General features: G+C 37.6%; 23 protein-coding genes. All 23 read right to left on the minus strand.

All coding sequences use genetic code 11. The features are described 5' to 3' along the window. Positions 1-6: 6 nt before the first annotated feature. The 23 genes from AC0N32_RS07555 to udk all read right to left on the minus strand — a co-directional run bounded on the left by AC0N32_RS07555 (position 7) and on the right by udk (position 24007). Positions 7-1179 (minus strand): proline dehydrogenase family protein, encoded by a 1173-nt coding sequence (locus AC0N32_RS07555; protein WP_476393244.1) that lies wholly within the window; start codon positions 1177-1179, stop codon positions 7-9. A 64-nt stretch (positions 1180-1243) separates the two neighbouring features. Next, a complete protein-coding gene (locus AC0N32_RS07560; RefSeq protein WP_476393245.1) occupies positions 1244-2173 on the minus strand; it encodes a UbiA family prenyltransferase in 930 nt (309 codons plus the stop codon). A 10-nt stretch (positions 2174-2183) separates the two neighbouring features. Next, positions 2184-3110 (minus strand): mevalonate kinase family protein, encoded by a 927-nt coding sequence (locus AC0N32_RS07565; protein ID WP_476393246.1) that lies wholly within the window; start codon positions 3108-3110, stop codon positions 2184-2186. Positions 3111-3300: 190 nt separating this feature from the next. After that, a complete protein-coding gene (locus AC0N32_RS07570) occupies positions 3301-5466 on the minus strand; it encodes a M12 family metallo-peptidase (protein ID WP_476393247.1) in 2166 nt (721 codons plus the stop codon). Between the two features lie 175 nt (positions 5467-5641). Continuing rightward, positions 5642-7120 (minus strand): MFS transporter, encoded by a 1479-nt coding sequence (locus tag AC0N32_RS07575; RefSeq protein ID WP_476393248.1) that lies wholly within the window; start codon positions 7118-7120, stop codon positions 5642-5644. Positions 7121-7368: 248 nt separating this feature from the next. Then, complete coding sequence (locus AC0N32_RS07580) at positions 7369-8550, minus strand: acetyl-CoA C-acyltransferase (RefSeq protein WP_476393249.1); 1182 nt, start codon at positions 8548-8550, stop codon at positions 7369-7371. Between the two features lie 86 nt (positions 8551-8636). Beyond that, positions 8637-9029, minus strand: a complete 393-nt coding sequence (locus tag AC0N32_RS07585; protein ID WP_476393250.1) for a hypothetical protein — start codon at positions 9027-9029, stop codon at positions 8637-8639. Between the two features lie 148 nt (positions 9030-9177). Then, a complete protein-coding gene (locus tag AC0N32_RS07590) occupies positions 9178-10272 on the minus strand; it encodes a hypothetical protein (RefSeq protein WP_476393251.1) in 1095 nt (364 codons plus the stop codon). Positions 10273-10349: 77 nt separating this feature from the next. After that, positions 10350-11054, minus strand: a complete 705-nt coding sequence (locus tag AC0N32_RS07595) for a hypothetical protein (protein ID WP_476393252.1) — start codon at positions 11052-11054, stop codon at positions 10350-10352. Then, positions 11032-11577, minus strand: a complete 546-nt coding sequence (locus tag AC0N32_RS07600; RefSeq protein ID WP_476393253.1) for an RNA polymerase sigma factor — start codon at positions 11575-11577, stop codon at positions 11032-11034. The genes AC0N32_RS07595 and AC0N32_RS07600 overlap by 23 nt, the downstream gene beginning before the upstream one ends. A gap of 115 nt (positions 11578-11692) precedes the next feature. Then, the gene (locus tag AC0N32_RS07605) at positions 11693-13075 is read right to left on the minus strand and encodes a nucleoside permease (RefSeq protein ID WP_476393254.1); all 1383 of its coding nucleotides are present in this window, start codon (positions 13073-13075) and stop codon (positions 11693-11695) included. Positions 13076-13087: 12 nt separating this feature from the next. Beyond that, the gene (locus tag AC0N32_RS07610) at positions 13088-13687 is read right to left on the minus strand and encodes a bifunctional nuclease family protein (RefSeq protein ID WP_476393255.1); all 600 of its coding nucleotides are present in this window, start codon (positions 13685-13687) and stop codon (positions 13088-13090) included. 200 nt (positions 13688-13887) lie between these two features. Then, complete coding sequence (locus tag AC0N32_RS07615) at positions 13888-14835, minus strand: electron transfer flavoprotein subunit alpha/FixB family protein (protein WP_476393256.1); 948 nt, start codon at positions 14833-14835, stop codon at positions 13888-13890. Positions 14836-14877: 42 nt separating this feature from the next. Then, on the minus strand, positions 14878-15624 hold the full coding sequence (locus AC0N32_RS07620) for an electron transfer flavoprotein subunit beta/FixA family protein (RefSeq protein ID WP_476393257.1): 747 nt from the start codon (positions 15622-15624) through the stop codon (positions 14878-14880). Positions 15625-15742: 118 nt separating this feature from the next. After that, a complete protein-coding gene (locus tag AC0N32_RS07625; protein WP_476393258.1) occupies positions 15743-16450 on the minus strand; it encodes an SDR family oxidoreductase in 708 nt (235 codons plus the stop codon). Positions 16451-16617: 167 nt separating this feature from the next. Then, positions 16618-17568: a T9SS type A sorting domain-containing protein gene (locus AC0N32_RS07630; RefSeq protein ID WP_476393259.1), complete on the minus strand. Its 951-nt coding sequence runs from the start codon at positions 17566-17568 to the stop codon at positions 16618-16620. A gap of 186 nt (positions 17569-17754) precedes the next feature. Then, positions 17755-19134, minus strand: coding sequence for a dipeptidase (locus AC0N32_RS07635; protein ID WP_476393260.1), 1380 nt, complete (start codon positions 19132-19134; stop codon positions 17755-17757). Between the two features lie 306 nt (positions 19135-19440). After that, positions 19441-19743, minus strand: a complete 303-nt coding sequence (locus tag AC0N32_RS07640) for a hypothetical protein (protein WP_476393261.1) — start codon at positions 19741-19743, stop codon at positions 19441-19443. Between the two features lie 136 nt (positions 19744-19879). After that, positions 19880-21028, minus strand: coding sequence for a THUMP-like domain-containing protein (locus AC0N32_RS07645; protein WP_476393262.1), 1149 nt, complete (start codon positions 21026-21028; stop codon positions 19880-19882). A 227-nt stretch (positions 21029-21255) separates the two neighbouring features. Then, positions 21256-21639, minus strand: coding sequence for a GxxExxY protein (locus AC0N32_RS07650; RefSeq protein ID WP_476393263.1), 384 nt, complete (start codon positions 21637-21639; stop codon positions 21256-21258). 126 nt (positions 21640-21765) lie between these two features. Next, positions 21766-22917: a methylmalonyl-CoA mutase family protein gene (locus tag AC0N32_RS07655; RefSeq protein ID WP_476393264.1), complete on the minus strand. Its 1152-nt coding sequence runs from the start codon at positions 22915-22917 to the stop codon at positions 21766-21768. Positions 22918-23031: 114 nt separating this feature from the next. Beyond that, on the minus strand, positions 23032-23388 hold the full coding sequence (locus AC0N32_RS07660; RefSeq protein ID WP_476393265.1) for an FtsB family cell division protein: 357 nt from the start codon (positions 23386-23388) through the stop codon (positions 23032-23034). A gap of 4 nt (positions 23389-23392) precedes the next feature. Further along, the gene (gene udk, locus AC0N32_RS07665) at positions 23393-24007 is read right to left on the minus strand and encodes a uridine kinase (protein ID WP_476393266.1); all 615 of its coding nucleotides are present in this window, start codon (positions 24005-24007) and stop codon (positions 23393-23395) included. Positions 24008-24102: the final 95 nt, after the last annotated feature.

The raw sequence follows: 24102 nt of genomic DNA on the forward strand, positions 1-24102 counted from the left end.
AGAGAATTATCTGTTTTTTTTTCTTCTTTCCAGTTCTTTTTTAATGAGTCCAAGTTCTCTCCCGGTCTGTCCGGCAACGGAAGTATTTTCCTGCGCTCTTCTTGTAAGATAAGGCACAACATCTTTTACCGGGCCATAAGGAAGGTATTTTGCCACATTGTATCCTTTGTCTGACAGATAGAATGTAATATTATCACTCATTCCATACAATTGTCCGAAATAGACATGAGGATTCCCGTTTTCAAGGCTTTTAGTCTTCATTTTGTCCATGACAAGCTCAGAAGAAATCTCGTTGTGTGTTCCAAAAAAAGCTGAAACTTTGTCCAGATGATTCATGACAAAATCGATTCCTGCATTGTAATTTTTATCCGATGCGTCCTTAGTTGGCTGTATAGGGTCCGGATACCCTTTTTCTGCGGCTCTGGCTCGCTCTTTTTCCATGTAAGCCCCACGAACGATCTTATAACCAATGAAATAGTTTTTTTCTCTTGCCCTCTGCAGTTGCTCTTCCATATATTCCAATCTTCCGGTGCGGTACATCTGGATGGTATTCCATACAATAGGCTTTTCCCGATTATACTTTTCCATCATTTCTTCGCAAAGCTGATCGGCCGCATCCTGCATCCAGGTTTCTTCTGCATCTACCATTACTTTTTTGTCATTTTCATGGCATAATCTGCAAACTTCATCAAATCTTTTAACGACTCTTTCCCATTCTTCTTTCTGGCTTGTAGTCAGCTCATGATGGTTGCCAACAGCTTCGTAAAGATCTATTCTTCCAAAAGCCGTAGGTTTGAACACAATAAAAGGAATGGCCGGATTGCCGACAGAAAATCTTACGATATCTTTAATCTCCCTGCAAACGGCATCAAATGTTTCCTCATCTTCTTTCCCTTCTATAGAGTAATCGAAAATGCTTCCCACGCCTCTTTTGAACAGCTGCTTCACAACTTTCATACTTTCTTCGCGGGTTTCACCTCCGCAAAACTGCTCAAATAAGGTATTTTTTACAATTCCGGTAACGAATGGAAAATTATTATGAACGGTAAAATTGAGGACTGAAGTTCCGACTTTTGTGAGTGAAGGCTGCTCAATCATTTTGAACATCCAATACGCTTTTCTTAACTGTGCATCAGATTTGTCTGCAAATGCGATTTTAGTATCGTTAAAAATGGGCATTATTTATATAGTTTGATAGTTGTGCAAAGGTAAGGATAACGAAAGGTTTTTTAAAGAAATTTTTCTACAATTTACCTTCCAGACCACTCAGCAACATGGAAATGATTCCGGTAAAAACCCATGATCTCAGGATATTGATGGTAAGGAATTTATTTCTCCTGGAGTGATTCATAATGAGATAAATGCAGAGAATGAAAACAAACAGCCCCGCTGCAAAATAGTAAGCCATAAATCCTGAAATACCGGTACGCAGAATGAGCTTCATGGAAACAACCATTGTAATGAACATTAAAGAAATAATAATCCAGTTTGTGGTTTTTGTGCTGAAATAATTCGGAACCGTAGTATATCCAAAAGCTTTATCTACGCTTTTTGTTAAAGTATCCTTCACAATATCAATGCATAACAGAATCAAAAACAGGAAAACGGCCATCAATAAAACTTTTTTTGAGAATGTTTCATAATACACCATCATTCCGAAGAACGGATATAAAGTAAGGCTTACAAAGGTGAGATTATTCAGAATTAAAATCCGGCTCAGTTTATGGCTGTAAAACCACATAAAAAACTGATATACAATAAAAAAAAGAAATACTTTGTGTGAAATCATCCATGCAACACTTAAAGAAACGATCCCTAAAAAAAGGTAAACGTAAAGAAAATATTTCTGCTTGATGAAGCTTTGAATTCTCGTTCTGAACGGTTTTACCACATGATCCTTTTCAAAATCATAAAACTGATTGATGATTCCTCCGGCTAAAATGGTAAGCACGGTACAAAAGATGATTCCGTGAACTTTGAAATCAAATACAAATTTCCTGAAACTTTCATCCTGATTAAAGAGGAAAAATGTTGATACATAAAGGGCAAAAGTAAGAAGTGCCGCAACAAAAAAGCGAGCTCCCAAAAGAAAGCCCACGAATTGTGAAAATCTGTAAATAAAAGATTTTTTTATATAATTTTTCTCCTGGAAATTTTCTTTTTCAGAATTCATTCCCAATTGTTTAGAATCTGTAAATCACTTCTTTATTGAAGCCGTCAAGCATTTTTTCCGCTTTTTCGTAATCTTTAGTAAAACCCAAAATATATCCTCCGCCTCCGCTGCCGCAAAGCTTTAAATAATAGGCATTGGAATCGAGACCTTTTTTCCAGACATTAAAAAGACTTTCAGGAATCATCGGGCGGAAATGTTCATAGGCCCAATGTGAGAGTTTTTTAAGATTTCTGAAGAAAGGATTCATATCTTTTTTCAAAAAAGTATCGATACAGGCATTATTGTACCGGATAAATTCTTCTTTAAGTGTTTTTCTGAAACCTTCAGTTTTCATTTTTTCAAAGAAAATCTGCACCATAGGTCCCGTTTCGCCGGTCATTCCGGAATCGATCAGGAAGATAGCACCACGACCCGCTTCACTTGCAGGAATGGCCACTTTATCAACACTTTCCTTACTTTCGATAAGAATCGGAAGGTTCATATAGCAGATCAAAGGATCAATACCTGAGCTTTTGCCATGGAAATAGCTTTCCATTAAACCGAAAACATATCGCAGGCTTTTCAGTTCGTCTTTAGAAATATTTTCAGGTTCATGCTTGGAAATAGAATACCGTTCGAATATGGCGGCAACCAATGCGCCGGAACTCCCTATTCCATATCCCTGAGGAATATTGCTGTCGAAAAACAGACCTGAAGAAATTTCTTCTTTAAATTTTGAAACATTTAATTCAAAACTTTCCGGAAGGCCCAGGTTTTCTAAATAACCGGCATATTTTCTGAGGTGTTCATTAGATTTTTTTTCAAATTCGGAATCTAATGAAGAGAACTTGAGGGTACCTTTATAAAAGCTGTAAGGTAATGTCAAACCTTGGGAATCTTCTATGATTCCATATTCTCCGAACAAAAGAATTTTCGCGTAAAATAGTGGGTTTGTCATTTAATGTAAATAAATTTTTTGCAAATGTAAAATTATTCCGTTGAATATGAGCAAAAGTCGAGCCGAATTCTAACACAATTTAACATTTTGTAACAATGTATATTTTTAAAAAATTAAAAAAACTGTTTAATTTTATTAAAGTTACTAAAAAAGCCTGAAATAATCAGGCTTTAATTGTATTTTATTTAAATTACTGTTTAATCAGTTTTTTAGTTACTATCTGTTTTTCCGTCTCCACTGTTACAACATAATTTCCGGTCTGCATCGACGAAATGTTAACATCAAACCTGCTTCCTTTTATTGCCGGTTCCGATTTGATAAGACGTCCTGCTTCATCATAAATTTTAAATGACTTAAGAGTATCTCTGGACGAAATGGTAATGATATTTTTGGCAGGATTAGGATAAATACTGACGGCATTATCTTTTGTGCTTACATCTTCAACGGCCAGCACAGAACACGAAAAATTAGCTTTCCAGCCCAAATCATTTTCAGCCTCATCTGAAATAAACCTTACCGTAATAGCTCCCGAAGGATGCGTGGAGGTGAATGTTCCCGGCAATGTTGAACCTGTTAGTGCATTTCCATTGGCAAATACCGGTGAACTTGTGGAAGGACCGTTGTAGATATACATAAAATCATAATCTTCCTCAAGTCCGAATTCCGTAAAACTCATACTTAGCGCTCCTGAACTCGGATAAAATGTTTTTACGATGGTCTGATTATCTCCATAGTTGGCTGTAGTACCGCCGGTATCTGTAAATAATGCGCCATTACACCAATCGCCATCAGTTATAAATATCTGGGTTCTCTGATATCCTGCAGAACAGTTTGTACCTACCGATAAAAGATAATATGTTGCCGGCTGAAGTCCCGAAAGGCTCAGGGAAGGTGAAGAAATCGTACCGGATGACACCTGAGTTCCGTCAAACCTGGTAAGCTTGTATTTCCATGAATTTGAGGTAGCATCTGTAAAAGCTGCATTGGCAGAAATCTGGGTAATATTTGACACAGAAAGTCCTGAAATAGTTATCGGACAAACTGTGATACAATTTGTTCCGAGACAAGCTTTAGATTCTACGGTATTTCTTATCAGCGCAGCCGGCTGGGCTCCAAAACCATTGCTGAAATTAATACCTACCCCGGAAACCAGGTGGCAGTAGCTCATGATCGTTCCTTTTTCTGTTGTTGAAGGAAGAGGACCTGTACATCCCTCATCGAATCCTGCCGTAGGGCCGCATCCGTCAATCGCTGTATTGTTTCCGTTCCATGCACAGGCGTGCGTATGGGGAGAACCGAGGCTGTGTCCCATTTCGTGCGTCATTGCCTGTATCGTCCATGAATATACCGGAACGTTATTGTAAGTCTGGGCAGCTCCTGAATATGCATGCCTGTTGGTGGTACAAAGCGAATTGATATAGGCAACACTCGTTGTCGTTGGCTGGTTTACCAGATGCGCAAGATCTCCGTTGAAAGTCTGTCTGTTGGCTCTGAAGCTGGCGAGATTGGTATTCGGGTTTCCTGTATAAGGATCTGCAGTCGTCCAGATGTAAATTTCATTGAGAGCAATCTTAACATCATCGTTGTTGTAGAGGGTGGAAATATTGTTATGAATGGCCGTCAGCCAATTGGTTGTGGTGGTTGTACTGGAACCATTGTTAACGTAAGGCGTGTAGCAAACTTCATAATAAATCCGCACACAATTCTGGGTGAGCAGTTTACCTGCTGTCTTATCAGCATTCGGATCAAAAGAAACTTTCTGTTTATGATTTTCGGCTAATTCATCGACACCACAGATAAAAGGATTTAAACCCGTAAGTTTAGAATCTGAATAGCTGACAAAGTCGGTGGAGTTTTTTACTTTTCCCACCACAATATTTCCCAGTTCCGGTGTAGAAGCTACGCCCACGACATCATTATCAAAAAAACTAAAGGCTGCCACCGAACGGTTATCCCCTTTTACAATTCCATGGTAATAGACTCCGGGTGTATAATTTACAATTTCACCTTTATTGGTTTTTACCTTAAATTCTTTGGTGAAAATTTCATTTTTATAAAGTTCCACGATGATTTCCTTGCCTTCAAACGGAAATGATATTTCAAGATAATCCGGTTTTTCATTAACCAGTTTTTTAAGCTTTTTGGCATCGATATTCAGGACTGAAATATCGGTTGCTGACCTTTTGTATTCTGCAAGGTGATCTGAATCGGTATCAATATTAAACAAATCATACCTGTCGAAATTTTTTTTCTGGTGGTGGTATTCTGAAATTTTTTTTGCAACAGGCCTTAGATCCTGCGAAAAACCGAAAACCAAACATTGTAATGTAAAGAATAAGAGTAGTTTTTTTATCATTTCCTATTTAACTATTAATTTGCAAATAAACAAAAAAACAACAGATATTCTTTTAATATTTATATGATTTTAATAAAATACAATATTAATATTAAATAAGTCCACAAAAACAAGAAGTATACGAAATAAAAAAGACGCTTCTGTGAGCGTCTTTCAAATTATTTTTAATAATCTTCTATTTTTTATGGGTCGAAACCTTTAAAAATCTCACTAACACAAGCCCCGCCGCGAAGAATATGGTCATGGATAAGGCTGCGTACCTCATGTTATTAAACTGTCCGATGAGCGTCGAGAAAATAAAAGTTCCCAGAATTACTGCGAGTTTTTCAAGAACATCATAGAAACTGAAGAATGTCGTATTCTCCATTGAGTCTTCGGGCAGCAACTTAGAGTACGTCGATCTGGACATGGCCTGAAGACCACCCATCACAAGCCCTACGACAGCAGCAACACCGTAGAACTGGTATTCAACCGTCGGGTTTTCCTTGTTAAGAAAGAATGCCCAAATACAGGCAACCATCCAAAGGATTATGGCGATAGAAATTACGTTTTTATTTCCTATCTTTTTAGATAATTTGGAGAAAATCACCGCTCCGATGATGGCTTCTATCTGGATCACGAGAAGGGTCCCGATCAGTTTATCCTGAGCAAGGTTTATTTCACTTTTTCCGAATAAGGTTGCCATTAAGAAAATAGTTTGCATCCCAACACTGTAAAAGAAAAAACTGGAAAGGAAAAACTTCAGATTTCTGTCTTTGAAAAGTTCGCCACCCACTTTAAACAATTCATTAAAACTTTCTCTGGCAATATCTTTATAGAAACTAAGGTTATCTTTTAAGACTTCAAAAAATCCTCCTTCATTTTCATGTTTTTTAAAGAGATTTTTATAGTTCAGTAGTACAAGATCTTTTGGCAGTTTATCTTTAACGTTTCCAAATTGCGGTAAATGTTTGAATGTATATTGCGAGAAGCCGAACCACCATGCCCCGGTAAGAAGGAAACTGATTCTGGTAAATAGCAGCTGCTGTTCTGCACCCTTAGCAAAAACCTGGATCAAAAGCAGACAGATGATAACAAGCACCACAGAGCCAATATATCCGTACACATATCCTTTTGCAGAAAGCGCATCCTGTTTATCCTGCGTGGCGATATCAGGGAGAAAGGAGTTGTAAAACACAAGGCTGCCCCAAAACCCTACACTCGCTGTTACACTGAAAAGCAGGCCCAGGAACACATTGTGCATTCCTGTAAACATCGCAAGCCCCATGCAGGAAGTTGCACCCAGGTAGCAGAAAAACTGCAGGAAAGATTTTTTATTTCCAATGGTATCCGCCAATGATGATAAAAACGGTGACAACAATACTACGATCAGAAAAGAAAGAGTTAATGAATACCCGTACATCTCATCCGGATGGAATTCTGCACCGAAGAGTTTTATCATATGCCGCACCGGGACATCTATATAGGAATTGGTTTCCTTTACATATTCCTTCTTCTCGTACGCTGTAGTCAGAATAGAATAATAAATAGGGAAAATAGTAGAAGTAATCACCAGTGAGTAGACCGAATTGGCCCAGTCATAAACCGCCCAGGCTTTCATGATTTTGGGATTATTCTTTATGTTTTGAGTTTGCAGGTTCTCAATTTCAGACATTTCAATATTATATTAGTAGCACAAAAATAGCAAAAGGATTGAATATTCAGGGATTTTATTTCGTTTGACTCAACTTTTATTATTCCGTTAATTTTTAAACCTTAGATAAATAATATACAGTTCTCTTTTTCATTACCATCTAAGTTTTTTAGATTTAAATAAAATATTTTAAAAATATGTACAATGATGATTTAAAGCAGAAATCCGGAAGCATGACCTCCGGATTCTCTATTCTGATGACAGATTTTTTATTGCATATTTTCTATAACGATAGCTGAAGCGCCGCCGCCGCCGTTACAGATAGCAGCCGCACCGTATCTACCATTATTTTGTTTCAATACGTTGATCAATGTAACGATAATTCTTGAGCCCGAACTTCCCAGCGGGTGCCCGATGGCTACTGCTCCACCGTTTACATTCACTTTAGAGGCATCTAATCCTAAAATCTTGTTATTGGCAAGTCCAACCACCGAAAACGCTTCGTTAAACTCAAAAAAGTCGATATCCGTAAGCGATAATCCTGCTTTTTTAAGTGCAATAGGAAGTGCTTTTGAAGGAGCTGTGGTAAAGTCTTCCGGAGCCTGTGCAGCATCAGCGTAAGAAACGATTTTTGCAAGAGGCTTAAGTCCCAGTTCTTCCATTTTTTCTTTGGAAACAAGGATTAATGCGGAAGCTCCGTCATTAAGAGTAGACGCATTAGCAGCCGTTACCGTTCCTTCCTCTTTTTTGAAAACGGTCGGAAGTGTCGGAATTCTGTCGAAATTTACAGCTTTATATTCTTCATCTTCAGCAAAAATGACCGGTTCACCTTTTCTCTGAGGAATTTCTACCGGTACAACCTCATCGGCAAACTTCCCTTCGCTCCAGGCTTTTGCCGCTCTTTTATAGGATTCAATGGCGAAGTTGTCCTGATCTTCTCTTGAAATACTATAGTCTGTTGCACATTTTTCGGCACAAACGCCCATGTGTACTTTGTTGTAAACGTCGGTAAGACCGTCTAAAACCATTCCGTCCTGCATTTTCACGTCGCCCAGCTTTGTCGCATTTCTTGCATTGTAATAATGAGGAACGGAAGACATATTTTCCATACCTCCGGCAACGATCACTTCGGCATCACCTGCTTTTATGGCTTGTGCGGCCATCGTTACAGCTTTCATTCCTGAAGCACAAACTTTATTTACGGTTGTAGAAGGCGTCTCATTGGAAAGCCCGGCACCCAAGGCTGCCTGGCGTGCAGGCGCCTGTCCTTCTCCGGCCTGTAAAACATTTCCCATATAGATTTCCTGAACCTGTTTCGGATCAAGATTTATTTTGTCTAATGCACCTTTTACGGCAACAGCTCCCAGTTTTGTCGCCGGAACAGCTGCTAAACTTCCCAAAAAGCTCCCCATCGGAGTTCTTACTGCGGAAACGATGAATACTTCTTTCATTTTATAATTCTATTTTTAATTTAAAAATACCATTAGGATTATTAATTTCACAAAAAAGCGGCTGATTTATATGAATCGTTATCATACTAAGAATCAATCGTTTTTCTGCCTGAGGCAAAAATGATGATGAAAGCACCAAGAAACTCGACGATCCAGCCCCACTTTAATTTTACAATCCCTGCCAGCTTGTCCTGCCATGATTTAAAAGGCATAAAACTGAAATACTGAGACGCCTGAAATTTTACAGCGAATAAAGTGAAGACAAATAAAATCACCAGCAAAATGCCAAAAATCTTCGCCATTTTCACACTGTTATTGACTATCCCAAACAGAGCTCCGGCGGCAAGAATCCAGCATGCAATGGCAAGGAAATGGTCGAGTTTCCAATAGTTCCAGTTTCCAATTATGGGAACATGAACGAGCGGCAGAAAACTTCCTGCCACGACCAATATTAAACCTAATAACTGAATATTTTTCATAAATCCTAAAGTGCCAAAATACAAAAAAAAACACACTTATGATAAGTGTGCCTGAAAACTAAATTTTATTCAGTAATCATTTACGAATGATAATACTATTAATAAAAATTTAATGATTATGTAACGTAAAACGCAATTTTTTAAATAATTAAAAACTGGCATTCAGCAGTTCTATTCCGATCTGCAGTCCATATTTGTTCCTGACATTTGCATTATTGTTAAATGTCGGTGTAAAATCTTTCTGAACAAACACATTAAATCCTGCGTACCCTATTCCAAGTTTTCCTCCAACAATGATATCATTTACACCATGATTGATCGATTCCCTCTCAACAATCCTTTTGCTGTAGTCATTAGAATACCTGTTATAGATATTGCTGGCAATTCTTACCCCTCCATAAACACCTGCGACAATACTTAACTGGCTTAATCTGTTGTTTAAGTATTTCGTTCCGTTATATTCGATGTATTTAGGATTCAAAACCAGTTTAAAATCGACAGGAATAAAAAGATAATGATTATTGATGTGCGTTTCTTTCAGGTAACCTTTCGTGAATTCTTTGGTATCCAACACCAGATTTTCCTGGGTAAAAGCTTTTCCATATTTAGCCTTCGACTGATCATTACGGTAGCCAAGTCCCAGCCGGTAAAAAAAAGGGCTGGTGAAACTTCCGAGCTGACCTTCGTATCTCACTACATACATCGCAGAATTAAACACTGTATTTTTAAAATCCGGGTTATTATTAAGAAATGCGAAAGGTTTATTTTTAGTCGTATAGCTCGTCCCAACGTATGCTGCTACGTATTGCCACCTGCGAAGATAGTCGGCAGGCTTGGTTTTATCTTCATCCATACGTATTGATACACCACCCAGGCCAAAAACGATCTGATTTTTATCTTTATGCAGCGAATCCACAGGCTTTAAAACAGCATTCTTAACCGCCTGTCGGGTGAATTCCTCAAATGCGGTTTTGTGGGCATCTATTTTTCCGTTAATGGTTTCCTCATATTTTGAAGCAATATCTGCTCTCAGTTTCTGCTTCTCATCGACGGTAATTTTATTTTGCTTAAATTCCCGATCAACATCATCGAGTTCCTTATTCATTTTTATCTTTTCAGAAACCACGATGCTGTCAATCATTTTAGAATAATTCTTCATGGAGGCATCCATATCCGCAGTGCGTTGTGCAAATGAATATGAGAAAGCCACGAAAGCAATCATTACCGCTATTTTTGTTTTCATGTAAGTTGATTTTTTATACTTTTGTCCGCAATACCGGTTTTCCGGACCCTGTTTTCAGGATTTAACAGATTAATAATTTATTTAGATTCTACGTATACGGTAACTCCGAGAACGGTAACATTTTCTACGTCCGGAACAGGTTTATCAAAATTCAGAATCCCTATTTTCACATCTTTTTTATCATGATTTCCCGATGACTTATCAAATTCGTGTCCCAAAAGAAGTTCGCTGGAGTTGATATAAGTTGGTTTTGCTTTTTTTACATCTGCAATTACCGGGGGATTAACTTCTATTTTTGGAGGTTTTACCATCACTTTTTCATCTTGATTTACTTCGACATTTTGTATTTTAACAGCTAATGATTTCGTAATAGATGTTTCCTTTTCTGCCTCTTGAAGGGAAACCGGATCTGCAGAAGTTTTCTCATTCCGGGAAGCCTGGGTTACATTACCTTGTATACCTTGATTATTCTTAACTCCAAGCGGATTCTGAAACTCAGGATTGGCAGGATCAATCGTTTTAGTTAAAACTTTACTGACCCCATAATCTGCTTTTTTTTCATTGAAATCATGATTATCATTTGAATTGAAATAAAAGAGGCCTCCAACAGAAATACAGAGCAAAATTACCGCTGCATACTTCCACCACTGAAAAGGTTTTTCTATGGCTTCTTCGGATTCTTTCTCCAACTCCATCTCCAATCTGCTCCAAAGCTCAGACGAAGGCTTTAATTCGAGCTCTTCGTAGTCGGACTTCCATTTATTTAGCATATTGTTTTTCATCTTTTTTTTGTTTTAAAAAATCAGTGAGCCATTTTTTGGATTTGCTTAGCTGGCTTTTGCTGGTGCCTTCAGAAATATTAAGCATTTCTGCAATTTCGTGATGTTTTTTTTCCTCAAAAACATACAGGTTAAAAACAAGTCTGTATCCATCCGGCATTTTGGAAAAGATCTCTTCAAGATCAATGTTTATCATCTCGTCGTCCCATTTGTCTTCGGGATATTCGAGTTCTTGTATTTCTACATCCGAATAGAGGATATTTTTACTTTTCCTGATCAGGTTTATGGAATTATTCACAACAATTTTCCTTAGCCAGAACGGAAAGCTTTTCCATTCCCTGCAATCTTCAATCTTTGAAAAACAGGTAAAAAAAGAATTCATGACGACATCTTCAGCATCATGAATATTACTCACATAAGAATTTGCTACGGCCAGCATTTTCGCCGAAAACATGTCGTAAAGAGCTTTCTGCCCTTTCCGGTCCTGTTTTTTTGCCAGTTTAAAATTCGTTTCTAAATTCTTCATGGATCTGTTTCTAACTATAAGACAAAGAAAATTTCAGATGGTTGCCCGAAAGATAAAAAAAATTGCACTTTTTTCTCAAAGTGCAATGTAATATATTAATTATCAACAGTAAAAGTTAATGTTTTATTTTCGAAAGTTGCGCAGGATCGTGTTTATGCCTGAATAATATCGCAAACAATATGGCTAATATCAATGCGTACGCAGCAAAAGTAAGCCAGATGTTAGTCCAGTCTTTTACCATGACAACAGTTGATAATGTTCCATCCGGATTAACGGCAGAATTGAAACTTTTCTTTAAAATTCCTAAAAATGTCGGATTTTCAGGCGTAGTTTCAAGATAAGCCGAAAGAGACGAAACGGTTGTAAATTTATGGGTGAAGAATTTATCAATGGCCCAACCGGCAGCATAACTTCCGAATACCGCTCCGAAGCCATTCGTCATCATCATAAATAATCCCTGTGCAGAAGAACGGATTTTTTTGTCTGTTGTCGTTTCTACGAAAAGCGATCCCGAGATATTGAAAAAATCGAATGCCATTCCATAAACGATACAGGAAAGAATGATCAGGCTTAAACCAAATCCTTCGGGAACACCGTAAGCAAAGAATGCGAATCTCAGAACCCACGCAATCATCGACATCAGCATTACTTTTTTAATTCCAAATTTCTTCAGGAAGAAAGGAATGGCAAGAATGAATAATGTTTCCGACACCTGCGAAATCGACATAATGATGGTTGACCTCTGAACAACGAAAGAATCTGCATATTTAGGAAAATGCTCAAACTCACTCAGAAATACATCTCCGTAAGCATTGGTAAGCTGTAAGGCAGCTCCCAATAACATCGAAAATAAGAAAAACAGTGCGGTTTTATAATCTTTAAATAGCTTAAATGCATTAAGTCCCAGCTGTTGTGATAGCGGAGCATCTTTATCTATTAATTTTTGCGGAGGACATTTCGGCAGCGTCAATGCATAAATCCCAAGGAAAACGGCAACCCCTCCTGCAATATAAAATTGTCCTTCCGTAGCTTTATTTCCCGTAAGATTGGTAATCCACATGGCAACGATGAAACCAATGGTTCCCCAGACACGGATCGGCGGAAAATCTTTAACGACATCCAGATCACTGTTTTTTAAGATCGTATAGGAAATTGAATTCGCGAGAGCAATGGTCGGCATATAGAAGCACATTGCCAGAAGCATTACATAAAAGAAGGAATCCGGATCTGCAGAATGAGGTAAAAAGAAGAGAACAATTCCGTACAGGATATGTAAGATGGAGAATATTCTTTCTGCATTCACCCAACGGTCGGCGATAATTCCGGTAATGGTCGGCATGAATATGGAAGCAATCCCCATCGTTCCGAAAACGGCTCCAAATTGGGCACCGTCCCAGTGTTTTGTTCCGAACCAAAAATTAGCCATCGTAATCAGCCATGCGCCCCACACGAAGAACTGAAGAAAACTAAGAATGGTAAGTCGTAATTTTAAATTCATCTTATAATATCTCTAATCGATTTTCTTCTTCCTTCTTTTGATTTCTTCCTGGATTTCCAGGGCAGTGTCATAATCCTCTTCTTTTACGGCTTCATCCAGCAATTTCTGAAGTTCTTCCATAGATACGGATCTTAAGCTGTCTTCGGTATTAACGGTTTCTGAGAATGACTGCTCTTCTTTAGCCACATCTTCCAGTTCCAGAAGGATTCCGGCTTCGTTCAGTACCTGCTGTGTGGTAAAAATAGGAGCATCAAACCTTACAGCCATCGCTACGGCATCTGAAGTCCTGGCATCAAGAATCAGTTCTTCTTCGTTTGTTTTATTTTTAAAATTAATGTTCGAAAAGAAAACACCGTCTACGATCTGATAGATAATAACAGAAACCAATTCATAATTGGCAGAAACGATAAATTTTGTAAATAGATCGTGGGTAAGTGGACGTGGCGGATGTATATCTTTTTCAAGGCCAAGAGAAATGGATTGTGCCTCGAAATTTCCTATGACAACAGGTAATTTTATGTGTGTCTCTTCATGTTCCAATAACAATGCGTACGCTCCTGATTGTGTCTGGCTGTACGATATTCCGCGAATAATTAGCTGCTTATAATCCATAACTACAAATATAGATTAATTTTTGAAAGTTTTTTTTACTTTTTTAGACAAAAATAAAAGCCCAAAGCGGGCTTTTATCGGTGAATTATTAGGATGGCGATTGTGAATTTTATTTTATAAGTCAACTGTGCTTTGCAAGTGAATTTTAATTTAAATAATTCAAACTGACAAGCGAATCGACCATTCACAAATAACCTTTCTTACCCTTTAAGAGCTTTAATTTTCTCCGTTAATGCAGGAATAATCTGGAAAGCATCTCCAACAACACCATAATCGGCAGATTTGAAGAACGGTGCTTCTGCATCACTGTTGATCACAACAATCGTTTTTGAAGAGTTTACCCCAGCCAGGTGCTGGATAGCCCCTGAAATACCTACCGCAATGTATAAGTTTGGAGAAATCGCTTTACCGGTTTGCCCTACGTGTTCTGTATGAGGCCTCCATCCGATATCTGAAACAGGCTTTGAACAAGCGGTAGCCGCACCAAGTACATTGGCCAGGTCTTCAATCATTCCCCAGTTTTCCGGGCCTTTCATTCCTCTTCCTGCAGAAACTACGATTTCAGCTTCTTTAAGATCTAATTTTCCTGAACTTTGCTCATGAGAGATCACTTTGGTATCTTCATTGGCAACTGATAGATTTTTCACTTCTTCCGATCCTGAAACAGCGTTTTCTTTAACTCCGAAAGCATTCTGGGAAACTGTGATGATGACACCTGCCGATTCAGCTTTTGCATGCATGAAGCCTTTTCCTGAGAAAGCTCTTCTTTTCACCTGAAACGGCGAAAGACTTTCCGGTGCATCCAGCGCGTTTGTAATTAAAGAATGTCCGTTCATCACAGCCAGCATAGGAGCAATGGATGAAGCATCTGTAGTGTGTGGAAAAACGATGATATTTCCGCTTGCCACTTCACTTAATGCCTGGGCATAAGCTTTGGCCGAAAAACTTTTCAGCCCTTCATCTTTGATATTGATTACGTTTGATGCTCCATATTTGTATAATAAATCTGAAGAATCGGTAGGGTTTACCGAGATTGCCGTTACGGTATCTCCGGCCTGGTCTGCCACAGCTTTAGCATAAGAAACTGCTTCAAAAGCCGCTTTTTTGTAAACTCCGTTTATATTTTCTGCGTATACGAATACTGCCATTTTTTTTAAATTAAAAGATTAAAAAATTTAATGATTAAAAGATTAAATCACTTTTGCTTCTTCGTGAAGTAATCTTACCAGCTCATCCAGATTGTCAGGAGAAACCATTTTTACAGCGGCTCTTGGCGGTACACTGTCATAAGATACTCCCTGAACTTTTACTTCTGAAGAAGTAGCTTCTACCACTTGCAGAGGTTTCGTTCTTGCAGACATAATTCCTCTCATATTCGGAATAATCAGGTCTTTTTCATCTACCAAACCTTTCTGACCTGCGATTACAGCTGGTAATTTCACGGAAATCGTTTCTTTACCTCCTTCAATTTCTCTTACAGCCGTCGCTTCGTTTCCATTGACATCCAATCCTACCGATGCATTTACAAAAGGCTGATTCAATAACTGGGCAACCATTCCCGGAACGGAACCACCGTTATAATCGATGGATTCTTTACCGCAAAGAACGAGATCATACCCACCATTCTGTGCTACAGCAGCGATTTCCTTAGCTGTTGAAAAGCTGTCTTTAGGATCAAGGTTCACCCTTACGGCATCATTAGCACCTATCGCCAGTGCTTTTCTTATCACAGGCTCAGTAGTGGCATCTCCTACATTAATTACCGTTACGGTAGCTCCCTGAGATTCCTGAAGTTTAATTGCTTTGGTCAGGGCAAACTCGTCAAGCGGATTAATGACCCACTGAATTCCGTTTTTGTCGAATGCGGACTTATCCGCAGTAAAGTTAATTTTTGAAGTAGTATCAGGCACACTACTTATACAAACTAATATTTTCATATGTTGTTTTAATTTTTGTTGCTTTAAAAGCCTTAAAGTTTCATGTGCTAATATAATTAAAAAATATATTATGCATGCATAATACTTATTAATTTATTATTCAGCGCATTAGAAGTATTTAATTGGCTGGTTTTGTTGCCCTAAATTCGATCTTGCTCGGCAAAACCCTTGGATTCATCTTTAAAATATCGAGTACAAGGTTTCCCATATCTTCGGGCTGAATCTTCCATGCATCTTTTTCGGAAGGAATATTCCCGTTGAAATGGGTAGCCACAGAACCCGGCATAATAACCGTGGATTTGATATTATACTTTCTCAGATCAATCATGGCAGCCTGCGTAAAGCCTACAACACCAAATTTGGAAGCATTATAGCCTGAGCCTTTTTCAAAAAAATTGGCTCCGGCAAGACTGGCAATGGTGATATAATATCCCTGTGTCTTTTTTAATTCTTCCACAGAAGCTTTTAGTGTATAGAAAGCGCCGGTTAAGTTGGTCTCAATCATATCATTCCAGTCTTCAGCAGTAAGTTCGTCTACAGGTTTGAATACTCCTAACCCGGCATTGGCTATGACAAAATCCAACTGTCCGAATTTCTCTAAGGTATATTTTACCGCTTCTTCTTCGCTTTCAAGGCTTCTCACATCTGAAACAATTCCCAAAACATTTTTAGAATACTTTTTCAAATCATTTTCGGCTTTTTCAACATCATCTCTTCTCCTCCCTGAAAACGCCACGGAAATACCGTTTTCAAGTAAAATTTTTGCAATTCCAAAGCCGATCCCTTTGGTTCCCCCTGTAATATAGGCCACTTTATCTTTTATCATAATTTTGGATTTAGTTATTAAAAATAAGAAAAACGATTTAAAGTAGAGTTTGTTTAACTAACATTTGTCAGTTTAAAAACAACAAAGAAAAAAGCGCTCCGTTAATTGAAGCGCTCCGATATTATCAGAATATTTTATTAAAAAAAAATTTCTTTTATTAATAAAAATTAATCTTTGATTAGTTTTTGAATGTAAACTTTACCGTCGCTGGCTTTTACTTTTAAGATATAATTTCCTTTCTGATACGAAGACATATTTACCTCGTTAACGTTTTTACTATTGCTGATCGTAGTAATTGCTCTGCCGCTGAGATCATAAATTTCAATAGATTCAGACTTCAGGTTATTAAAGAATTTAAACTTAAGTATATCTTTAACAGGGTTAGGATAAATCTGAAGATCCGGTGAATTGATAACCTCGGTGGTTCCTAAAACCGAGTTTTGTCCTGTTATTGTCATTACCCATCTTGCTGAAGCAAAACCAGCCAAAACGCCTGTACCTGTTGCTATAGGGGTATCAATATTACAGGTTCCAGAAGCTAGATAAGAAGGTCCTGTTTGCGCACTGGTATTTGTTCCCATATAAAATCTTTCAAATGGATTTCCACTTGTGCCATCGTGGCCTGTCTCTCCATCATGAAAAATTTCAACTACAAGATTAGATCCTGCAGGAATAATTTGATTTACACTTGTGCCTGTATTTACCATTGCACCACTATTAGCTGAAGAAACACTTACTGTAGTAAGAGGCTGGTCACCAGAAACGGAAGTCACAGCTGTAGGATCTAGCGTAGTTGCCGATGTGGTGTACAGCCAAACTTCAACAGGAAAAGAACCACCAACGTTTGCAGAACTTCCTGCAACTGTTCTTGATGCCAATTGTACACCGAAAGCAACATTCGTAATCCTGTAATTATAATTAATTCCGTAGTCTGACAACTTAAAAAATCTTATGTAAGAATTGTCGGCTGTATAATAGTTAGTACTTGTAGCACCACTGGCGCACGATACAGAACCTGTTGCAGCAACGGTATTAGGGGTTGCATTCTGTGTGATAACCTGTGCATTGATAATTCCTGCCGTAGCGGATGCCAGTAAAAAAAATAGAGTTTTTTTCATGATATAACTTTTTCATAAAAGTAAAAATAAATATTTAAAAATCAAAATATTACATGAAAATTACTTTATTGTTAAGATTAAAATAATAATCATAGCATAAATTACAGAGAGTACCTCAAAAACTAAGGCAACCTAAAAATTTTAGGCTGCCTCTTTAATATTAATGAAATTAAATATTATCGTGAACTATTTCGCATACTTTTCAAAAAACATCGGAATGCTTTCAATCCCTTTATAAAAATTGAATAATCCGTAATGTTCATTTGGAGAGTGGATCGCATCCGAATCGAGGCCAAAGCCCATCAAAACGGATTTGGCTCCCAATACCTGCTCAAACATAGCCGTAATAGGGATACTTCCTCCGCCTCTGTACGGCAGCACTTCTTTTCCAAAAGCAGATTCCATGGCTTGTTTTGCGGCAAGGAATTCTTTGGTATCGGTTGGTAAAACATAAGGCATCCCCCCATGATGTGGCGTTACTTTCACCTTTACATTTTCAGGAGCGATTTTCTTGAAATAAGCCGTGAATTTTTCCGTAATTTCCTCAGGGGTCTGATAAGGAACAAGACGCATTGAAATCTTGGCAAAAGCTTTGGAAGGAATCACCGTTTTTGCACCTTCGCCGGTATAACCACCCCAGATTCCGTTGCAGTCTAAGGTAGGACGGATAGAGGTTCTTTCTAAAGTCGTATACCCTTTTTCACCTTCCACTCCATTCAGTCCGATGGATTTCTTAAATTCTTCAGGATTATCCCTTAGTTTGTTCATATCTGCTCTGTCGGCATCAGAAACCGTCTCTACATGATCATAAAAACCATCAATGGTGATATGGCCGTCTTCGTCGATCAGTTTAGCGATCATTCTTGAAAGAACATGAATAGGGTTTGGCACCGCCCCTCCGTACAATCCTGAATGTAAATCCCTGTTGGGACCTTCTACCTCAACTTCCACATAACTTAGTCCTCTAAGACCTGTAGTCACCGTCGGCTGTTCATTGCTGTAAATATGGGTATCTGAAATTAAAATACAGTCGCAAGAAAGCTTTTCCTTGTTTTCGTTGACAAAATCCCCAAGGCTCACAGAACCTACTTCCTCTTCTCCTTCTAAAATAAATTTCACATTACAAGGGAGAGAATCGGTTTTCATCATCGCTTCAAACGCTTTGAGATGCATAAAAAACTGTCCTTTATCATCTGCGGAACCCCTGGCAAAAATAGCACCTTCGGGATGAAGCTCCGTTTTTTCAATATAAGGCTCAAATGGCGGTTTTTTCCAAAGCTCCAGCGGATCGGCAGGCTGCACGTCATAATGCCCGTATACTAAAACAGTCGGCAGGTTGGTATCTAAAATTTTTTCTCCGAAAACGATAGGATATCCTTTTGTCTGACAAACTTCCACATGGTCTGCGCCTGCATTTTTCAGGTGTGCCGCTACTACATCCGCACATTTCAGGACGTCTTCCTTATAAGCAGGGTCGGCAGAAATTGAAGGAATTCTCAGTAACTCAAATAATTCATCCACGAAACGCTGTTTGTTTTCGTTGATGTAATTTAATGTTTCTTGCATCGTAAAATTTATTTTGCTAAAAGTAAAAAAATTGCCACGCCGGAACAAACAAAAACGTATAATTTTCTTCAGGTTTCAGGATATCTTGTTTTAATGAAAATGTGAAATATTGATATAAGGACGAAAACCCTAGCCCGGATCGCAGCGGTTACCCCACAGCGGGGTTGGAAGGTTTGGGAGTGAAGGGCTTCAGCGGTGGAAGGAGGGGGAGCATCGGCGCGAGGAGTAGTAGCGGAGAGCCGGATCAAGCTCCCAAAAAAATATCCCGCATTTCTGCAGGATATCTCTGTTTTTATCTGATCTAAATTAGTGTTCAGCTTTCGGAGTTTGGGAACCCTCAGGAATAGGAGTGGCATCAGAATGCTTGTTATCTTCTTCTTTATGCTTTGCAGCTCCGGCAGTATCGGTTTTCACCGGTGTTTCATGACCGTCGTGCGCGTCTCCTCTGTATTCGGAAAGATTATCCTGCTCACCGCTTGTCTGTTCGTCATCAGAGTATCTTTCTGCACCTTCTTCAAGCTTAATAACGTCTTTATTTCCGCCAGCCTGAATTTTTTTACAGCTTACCGCAACAGTAGCAAGGGCCAAACAAATAACTAATTTTTTCATATGGAAAATTTATTTTTTTAATGTATCATCCTGAATCGCTTTACCGGGCTGTTTGAATAATTTCAGCATTGAGCGATATCATGCTTATTTTTTAATTGTCCAAAATTAAGAAATCTTGCATTTTACAGCAACATTTTTATAGTGATTTTAAAATTATTTTCCCTTTTTTGGACTGTGTAAAAATAAGATACTGATCGCCTCCGTCTTTCAGGCTGTATTTTTTCTTTATTTCTTCTGGTTTTAAAGGATAGTTTTTTGAAATAATATTATACTGGCTTTTCTTTTTAATCATTTTAGGATCAATAATTTCCATTTCCAATATTCTTCCGGGAAAATCATTAATTTTTATATCCGATGTGTAAATATGAGTATTCGGGTGTAGCTTTTTTAATTGCTTTTCCTGTGAGATCAAATTGAAGATCCCGGCTTTCAGAATCGTATTGTTGGGGATATAAATGTACTGTTCAGGCTCTCCGTATTGCGGTTTGGCATTTTCTTCTTCCCCAATGGAAAACTCAAAAGAAGGATCATTCGATTCGAGATTTGTGCAACGGCAGGGAATTGAGGGCTGTCTATCCTTACTTAAAAAAACAACAATTTCTTTGACATCGTTTCTGACGGCAATAATTTCTATTCTGAAAATATCCGGCAAGACGGAAAGCAGGTATTTTATATCAATCAGCGGCGAAAGCTTAATGACTATTTTATCTGAAACCGAAAGCAGCTTTTGCTGAATTTCAAGAATATTCGGGGAGAGGTCCTGTAGCAGAAAAACCTTATTTTTATGATGGTCGCGCCTTGCAGGATCAAGATAAACAACATCAAATCTCTCTTCATTCTCATTAAGAAAATCTTCCAGCTTCTGATGGATGAATTTTGCTTTCCTTTCTAAAATATTCCAATTGTGGCGAACAATATTCAAAAGTTCTTCGTTCTGCTCAACCAGTGTAACTTCTTTAAAATTTTGTGATAAATAATAGGCATCAATCCCGAAACCGCTCGTAAGATCGACAAACGATTCTCCTTTTAATAAATCTGCCTTATATTGAGCTGTGTTTTCTGATGAGGATTGTTCCAAATTCAGTTGCGGAGGGAAAATAATTCCTTCTTTCAACAAAAAAGGAAATTTTTTCTGTGCAACCTGCTTACCTTTGATCTGCTGAACGATTTCCTGCATGGAAACCCCGGGAAAAGGTGATTTTTTTAATAACAGTGAGTGCAGATCTGTATTCAGATTGGCATTGATGTAGTCTTTAATTTCTTGGTTTAATATGACTATTTCCACAGATTATACTGATTTTCAAGGGTAAATGCGTTAAATTATAAAGATTTCATTTTTTATTCAATTGATTAGAAATGAAGATTCGATATTATTATTTTTTAACCACGGATTTGCACGGATTTTCACAGATGATTGCTTTTATTTTTTATATTTTCACTTTTTATATTGATCAAAAGTTAATGACTGAATGAATATTTCCAGTTACAGATTTACAAAACATTTAAATTTGATCAATCTAAATAGCCGTTTATTTTCCTGAATATGCTCTTATCAATATAATCAGTATTAAAGTTTACTAAAATACCTAATTTTAAATCTGTAAGCTTTAGATAGGTTAGTAATTGCTGATGATGGATATTATTGACTTCTGTAACTGCCTTTACCTCAATGATAACTTTATTTTCAACGATAATATCTGCGATAAAACCAGAATCAAGGAACGTATCTTTGTATTTAATTTTCATAGGAACCTGTGTCTGTACAGACAGGCTATTATTTTGAAGTTCATGAAATAAAACTTTTTCATAAACTTTCTCCAATAATCCGGGGCCTAGCTCATTATATACGGAAAATATGGATTTCCTGATATAAAAGCTTATTTCATTTTCTTTCATACATATATTGTGTTTATTTATATTCTTTACTTAGAGATCCGTGAAAATCCGTGAAAATCTGTGGTCAAAATCAACCGCTTTTTGTTTATAAATTTTTTATTGAGCAAATACGATTTTATCTTGAAATCATTCAAACATTTCAGCCCAACGAACGGCTTTTATTTGGTTTTCGTCATATAATTCCTCGGCGGATTTTTTAACTTCAAGTTTAGGGTATAAATTTACTCCGATCAGTTTTATCTTACCTTCTTCTACCCACTGCTGCTCTTTCAAAGCATGTTCAAAGATGTCTTTCTGTATAGCTCCTTTTTTCAGAAGCTCGAGATAACCGCCTTTTTCTTCGATTTCAACAAAATAAGTCCATGATTTTTCAGCAATCTGCCTGGTGATGTCTTCTACAAAATAACTTCCGTTGGAAGCGTCTTCAAAAACATTAATAATGCTTTCATAAGCCAGAACAATCTGCTGTTTAAACGAAATTTCTTCGGAATTTTCTGACGCCCCGTTGATCAGATAATTGTTGCTGAAAACTGCATCGGCCCCTCCTATCATAGCGGAAGCAAGTTCAAGGGTAGACCTGATCAGGTTATTTTCGTGATCAGATTTAGCTTTATTTCTAAACGATGTTTCTGCAAAAATATATGGAATTTCATTCAGATCATATTCTTTCGAAAGCTGGTTGAAAACAAGCTTAAATGCTCTTAATTTTGCCATTTCAAAGAAATAATTCCCTCCGATGGCAATTCTGAACAAGAGTTTATTCAATATTTCCTCGCCGTAGATCTCGATCAGTTCTTTAGTTTTTGCCAAGGCAATCCCCAATTGCTGGTAGATAGCTGCTCCGGCATTCTGATGTAAAGCAATATCAACGCAGATATTTCTTCTGAATTGTTTTGCCAGTAGTTCTTTGACCAGCTGATCATTTATTTCCCCTTTCTTTTCATCAAAAACATCAATCAGCGAAAAATACTGATCTTCTTCTTTAGGACTTATATGACCGGCAAGCTCTGTATCATTGATGAAAAGGGCTTTCTGGGTAAGGTTTTCAACATTCTGGTGGAGCAGAAATGCAAAAACATCTTCTTCCAAGCTTTCGTGGTATTTTGCGACAAGATGTGTGTTTTCTTCGACTTTCGGAAGGTTTGCCAAAGGAGCCTGAACTTCATCGTAGAAAGGTTTTACGACAATTCCCTCTAAATTTTCTTTGGTGAGAACTGCGTAAATATCTTCGGTTTTAAGTTGTTTCTTTACTAAATTTTCCCAAGCTGTATTTGACATGGCATATGGATTATAGGTGGTCAATGGTGAATTGTGAGTCTACCAAACGGGCTTATTTTTTACCTTGTGAGATTGACAAGCGAGCGAATTGACAATTCACCATTCACCTTTTAATTATTTCTTTGGAACCTTTGTACTGTCTACGACCAGGATGAAAATTTCTTCATTCGGTTTTTTCATGAAATAATTTTCTCTGGCGTATTTTTCTTTTTCAGATTTATTGTTCATCAGTTTCTTATAAAAGGCATCGTTTTTTTCATACTCTGTTTTATAATACTGAAGCTGTTCTTCATATTTGTTGATCTCTCCATTCAGCTCATTGATTACCAGGAATGATGTTTTATCAAAAAAAATCATCCATACCAGAAAAAGGCAAATGGTAATGGTATACTTGTTTAAAATATACTTCTGGAGAAATTTGAGAGTCTCAGATTTCGGCTGAATATCTTTGATAAGCTTATTCCCTTTCATGTAATTAATGTTTTCTCAGCGAATTTTTTATCACGGTGGTCAAAAAATCAATGGCAACGGAATTCTGCCTCATATTCGGGATGATAAGATCGGCTTCATTCTTCGAGGGCTCAATAAATTCCTGATGCATGGGCTTCAGCGTGGTCTGGTAACGGTGCAGCACTTCATTCAAATCCCTTCCTCTTTCCTGTGTGTCCCTTCGGATCCTTCTGATCAGTCTCTCGTCCGAATCGGCATGTACAAATACTTTAAGATCAAATTCCTTCAGAAGCTCTTTATTGGTAAGCACAAGAATTCCTTCTACGACCAATACATTTTTAGGTTCTACCGTCACATGATCTCCGGTTCTCGAATGGGTTACAAAGCTGTAAACAGGCTGCTCAATCGGTTCATTATTCTTTAAAGCTTTTACATGTTTTATCAGTAAATCAAAATCAATGGATTTTGGATGATCATAGTTTAAAGCTTCTCTTTCAGTCAACGTAAGGTTATGATTATCATGATAATAATTATCCTGGGAAAGGATATTCATTCCTTCAATATCAAGCTGCTGAATAATTTTATCAACAACTGTAGTTTTGCCGGATCCTGTACCTCCTGCAATTCCTATTACAAGCATTCTTTTTTGTTTGTTTATCGTTTTACAAATATACTATTTTAGTTGAATGCAAATAAATAATGCCTGCTTAAATTCAGTAAAAGAAAAATCCGGTA

This window comes from Chryseobacterium endophyticum, from assembly GCF_056333165.1.

Excerpts from the sequence above, each read along its gene's own strand:
- AC0N32_RS07615 (WP_476393256.1), bottom strand. The coding sequence starts at position 14,835 with ATGGCAGTATTCGTATACGCAGAAAATATAAACGGAGTTTACAAAAAA.
- AC0N32_RS07635 (WP_476393260.1), bottom strand. The coding sequence starts at position 19,134 with ATGCAAGAAACATTAAATTACATCAACGAAAACAAACAGCGTTTCGTG.
- AC0N32_RS07625 (WP_476393258.1), bottom strand. The coding sequence starts at position 16,450 with ATGATAAAAGATAAAGTGGCCTATATTACAGGGGGAACCAAAGGGATC.
- AC0N32_RS07580 (WP_476393249.1), bottom strand. The coding sequence starts at position 8,550 with ATGAAAGAAGTATTCATCGTTTCCGCAGTAAGAACTCCGATGGGGAGC.
- AC0N32_RS07585 (WP_476393250.1), bottom strand. The coding sequence starts at position 9,029 with ATGAAAAATATTCAGTTATTAGGTTTAATATTGGTCGTGGCAGGAAGT.
- AC0N32_RS07565 (WP_476393246.1), bottom strand. The coding sequence starts at position 3,110 with ATGACAAACCCACTATTTTACGCGAAAATTCTTTTGTTCGGAGAATAT.
- AC0N32_RS07595 (WP_476393252.1), bottom strand. The coding sequence starts at position 11,054 with ATGAAAAACAATATGCTAAATAAATGGAAGTCCGACTACGAAGAGCTC.
- AC0N32_RS07655 (WP_476393264.1), bottom strand. The coding sequence starts at position 22,917 with ATGTCAAATACAGCTTGGGAAAATTTAGTAAAGAAACAACTTAAAACC.
- AC0N32_RS07555 (WP_476393244.1), bottom strand. The coding sequence starts at position 1,179 with ATGCCCATTTTTAACGATACTAAAATCGCATTTGCAGACAAATCTGAT.
- AC0N32_RS07650 (WP_476393263.1), bottom strand. The coding sequence starts at position 21,639 with ATGAAAGAAAATGAAATAAGCTTTTATATCAGGAAATCCATATTTTCC.
- AC0N32_RS07660 (WP_476393265.1), bottom strand. The coding sequence starts at position 23,388 with ATGAAAGGGAATAAGCTTATCAAAGATATTCAGCCGAAATCTGAGACT.
- AC0N32_RS07610 (WP_476393255.1), bottom strand. The coding sequence starts at position 13,687 with ATGGATTATAAGCAGCTAATTATTCGCGGAATATCGTACAGCCAGACA.
- AC0N32_RS07600 (WP_476393253.1), bottom strand. The coding sequence starts at position 11,577 with ATGAAGAATTTAGAAACGAATTTTAAACTGGCAAAAAAACAGGACCGG.
- AC0N32_RS07605 (WP_476393254.1), bottom strand. The coding sequence starts at position 13,075 with ATGAATTTAAAATTACGACTTACCATTCTTAGTTTTCTTCAGTTCTTC.
- AC0N32_RS07630 (WP_476393259.1), bottom strand. The coding sequence starts at position 17,568 with ATGAAAAAAACTCTATTTTTTTTACTGGCATCCGCTACGGCAGGAATT.
- AC0N32_RS07575 (WP_476393248.1), bottom strand. The coding sequence starts at position 7,120 with ATGTCTGAAATTGAGAACCTGCAAACTCAAAACATAAAGAATAATCCC.
- AC0N32_RS07640 (WP_476393261.1), bottom strand. The coding sequence starts at position 19,743 with ATGAAAAAATTAGTTATTTGTTTGGCCCTTGCTACTGTTGCGGTAAGC.
- AC0N32_RS07560 (WP_476393245.1), bottom strand. The coding sequence starts at position 2,173 with ATGAATTCTGAAAAAGAAAATTTCCAGGAGAAAAATTATATAAAAAAA.
- AC0N32_RS07570 (WP_476393247.1), bottom strand. The coding sequence starts at position 5,466 with ATGATAAAAAAACTACTCTTATTCTTTACATTACAATGTTTGGTTTTC.
- udk (WP_476393266.1), bottom strand. The coding sequence starts at position 24,007 with ATGCTTGTAATAGGAATTGCAGGAGGTACAGGATCCGGCAAAACTACA.
- AC0N32_RS07620 (WP_476393257.1), bottom strand. The coding sequence starts at position 15,624 with ATGAAAATATTAGTTTGTATAAGTAGTGTGCCTGATACTACTTCAAAA.
- AC0N32_RS07590 (WP_476393251.1), bottom strand. The coding sequence starts at position 10,272 with ATGAAAACAAAAATAGCGGTAATGATTGCTTTCGTGGCTTTCTCATAT.